This is a genomic window from Phenylobacterium sp., assembly GCF_036263695.1.
Classification (GTDB): domain Bacteria; phylum Pseudomonadota; class Alphaproteobacteria; order Caulobacterales; family Caulobacteraceae; genus Phenylobacterium.
The window spans coordinates 1-2,495 of sequence record NZ_DATAGM010000235.1 but is presented as its reverse complement, the minus strand read 5'-3'; the positions used below and the strand labels follow the sequence as shown (position 1 = coordinate 2,495).

5 protein-coding genes are annotated in these 2,495 nt (G+C 70.4%); 2 read left to right on the top strand and 3 right to left on the bottom strand.

The window, feature by feature from the left end; translation table 11 throughout:
* Together VHK87_RS09550 and VHK87_RS09545 are read left to right on the top strand one after the other, a co-directional pair.
* Nucleotides 1-212, top strand: a 212-nt coding sequence (locus tag VHK87_RS09550; RefSeq protein ID WP_329634667.1) for a metallopeptidase TldD-related protein, incomplete at its 5' end; no start/stop codon positions are given.
* An 88-nt stretch (nucleotides 213-300) separates the two neighbouring features.
* A complete protein-coding gene (locus tag VHK87_RS09545; protein ID WP_329634666.1) occupies nucleotides 301-546 on the top strand; it encodes a DUF4170 domain-containing protein in 246 nt (81 codons plus the stop codon).
* On the opposite strand, the gene VHK87_RS09540 is transcribed toward VHK87_RS09545, so the two are convergent.
* From VHK87_RS09540 to VHK87_RS09530, 3 genes are all read right to left on the bottom strand, one after another.
* On the bottom strand, nucleotides 543-1,094 hold the full coding sequence (locus VHK87_RS09540; RefSeq protein ID WP_329634665.1) for a GNAT family N-acetyltransferase: 552 nt from the start codon (nucleotides 1,092-1,094) through the stop codon (nucleotides 543-545). The two genes, VHK87_RS09545 and VHK87_RS09540, sit on opposite strands and share 4 nt — an antisense overlap.
* 32 nt (nucleotides 1,095-1,126) lie before the next feature.
* Nucleotides 1,127-1,720 carry a retropepsin-like aspartic protease gene (locus VHK87_RS09535; RefSeq protein ID WP_329634664.1) on the bottom strand — a complete coding sequence of 198 codons (594 nt, stop codon included), beginning with the start codon at nucleotides 1,718-1,720 and terminating at the stop codon, nucleotides 1,127-1,129.
* A gap of 37 nt (nucleotides 1,721-1,757) precedes the next feature.
* The coding region (locus tag VHK87_RS09530; protein ID WP_329634663.1) for an alpha/beta hydrolase family protein at nucleotides 1,758-2,495 on the bottom strand (738 nt) is incomplete at its 5' end.

Below are 2,495 nucleotides of genomic sequence, written 5' to 3'. Positions count from 1 at the left end.
CGCTGAACGGCAACACCGGCGACTGGTCGGTGGGCTGCTCGGGCTTCTGGTTCGAGAACGGCGAGCTGGCCTACCCGGTCACCGAGATCACCGTCGCCGGGAACCTGGTCGACATCTACGCCCGCCTCGTCCCCGGCTCGGACCTGGAGATCCGCGGCGCCTCCAACGCCCCCTCGATCCTCGTTGACGCTTTGGCCATCGCCGGTCGCTGAGGATGATCCCTGCGGCGCTCCATGCGTTGACGTGCGGCGCGGCGCGGCTCTATCGCCATTCACACCGCATCTGATTTCGGGACCCTTCATGGCTGAGAAGCAGCTGCTCCACCTGGTCATCGGCGGCGAGCTCGACGACCTCAACAGCACCACCTTCAAGGACCTGTCGAAGGTCGACCTGGTGGGGGCCTTCCCGAGCTACCAGGAGGCCAAGGCCGCCTGGCGCGCGAAGGCGCAGGAGACCGTCGACAACGCGCTGATGCGCTACTTCATCATCCACGCCCACCGGCTGCTCGACCCGGACGCCGAGGACGACGCCGACCACGAGCACTAGAGCGCGTCAGGCGGAAGTGTGAGCGGTCGGCGCGCCGCCCAGGCCTCCCGCGACTGGCCGAATATTCGTGTGGGCGTCCCGTCGGGGCGCATCGCTTCGCGTATGAGCGGCGAGCCCAGCCGCTGGGCCACCCCGACTGAAACCTCGTTGCCGTGGTCGATGCAGTGGACGACCTCAGCCCACCCGTGGGCGGCGAACACCCAGTCGATGGCCGCCGACGCCGCCTCGGTGGCGTAGCCGCGTCCCCAGGCGCTGGGCAGCAGCGCCCAGCCGACCTCCGTTCCCAGGTGCTCGGGCGGCGCCCAGGGGCCAACCCGGCCGACCCACGCGCCGCTCTCCCGCTCGATCACCGAGAACAGGCCGTAGCCGCGCAAGCCCCACATGCCGGCGACCGTGGCCATGCCCTCCCACGCCGCCGCCCGCCCTTTGGGCCCGCCGAAGAAGGCCATGGCCTGCGGATCGGCGTCGAACGCGGCCCAGCCGTCGAGGTCCGCCTCGATAGGCGGGCGAAGGAGGAGGCGGTCGGTGCGCAGCTCAATGTCCGGCATCTTACCAGCCTAGCCTGTTCGGCTCGGCGGCCCTACGCCTTCGCGTCCGCGCCGTCGCAGGCCCCAGGCGGCTTCGGACCGCTGCCCGGCTGGAGCAGGTGCAGCGTCGGCCCGGCGACGTCGATCACCGCCTGCTGGGCCTTCATCACGTCCTGACCGACGATGCCGGAGACCGGCTCGTCCGATAGCCGGCTGAGCGCGCCGGTGACCTGCGACAGGTCAGTGGTGACGATGGTCTTCTGCCGCGCAGCCACGGGGCCGATCCGCAGCTCCTGAAGGTTCCACTGCCGCGCCCCGGTCGATCCGCCCAGCCCGACCGCTGCGCCGCGCAGGCCAAGCCGCGGCGTCAGGCCGAACTTCTCGGCGAGCGCGGCGTCGAGCACCGTGACATTCGCCCCGGTATCGACGACGAAGGTCGCCGCCTGTCCGTTCAGCGTCACGGACACCAAGTGATGGCCGCTCCTCAGCTCGCGCAACGGGATCGACGTGAAGCCGAGCTGGCAGAGCGCCTGCCCCACCGTCTCCGACAGTCCCGGCCGCAGCGGCGGCGGGGCCGCGCCCGGCAACGCGACCTGGTCGCAGGCGGCGACCAGCAACAGGAGTGCGGCGAAGGAGCAGGCCCGCATGCCTTCGCAATGGTCGGCCTGACCGGGGGTTCCGAGCTCAGCGCATGTGCCGGCGGAACCAGTCGATCACCAGTCGGTCGCGTTCGCGCCAGTTGAGATCCAAGCTGTGGGTGTCGTTCTCGAAGACATGCAGCTCGTACGGCCGCCCCTTCGACTGCAGCCGGCTGGCCATCTGCAGGCTGTTGTCGGGGTGGGCGCGCCAGTCGGCGGTGCCGTGCAAGAGAAGCACGGGCGGCATATCGACCTTGTCCGCGAACTCGATGGGCGAGCGCCGGCGCATCGCGGCTTCCGGGCTGGGGCTCCAGTCCGGCATCAGTTGGCTCCACACGCGCTGCGGCAGCTCTGGGCGCCGCTCCGCCTCGCTCAGGACGTCCGCGAGGGCGCTCTCGGCGACGAAGGCGTTCACGTCCGCGCCGTCGCGGACCGCGAGGTAGGCCATCATCCCACCCCGTGAGCGCCCCCACATGAAGACGTTGCTGGGATCTACGCCAGGCAGGCTGCGCGCCAGATGGATGGCGTTGAGCACATCATGGACGTCGGCGCCGCCGAACTCCTCCTGGCCCTCGCCCCCGTCCACCCCGCGATACTGGACCCCGATCACGACGAACCCGGCCGTGGTCAGAGCCGCCATGCGCCGCTGGCTGTCGGGTCCGAACTTGCCGAAGTCGCGATTCCCGCCCCGCAGGGAGATCACCGCCGGAAGCCGCTTGCCCGGCTCGATGTTCGACGGCCGCCAGATGAAGGCCGCCACCTTCAGCCCATCGGAGCCGTAGTA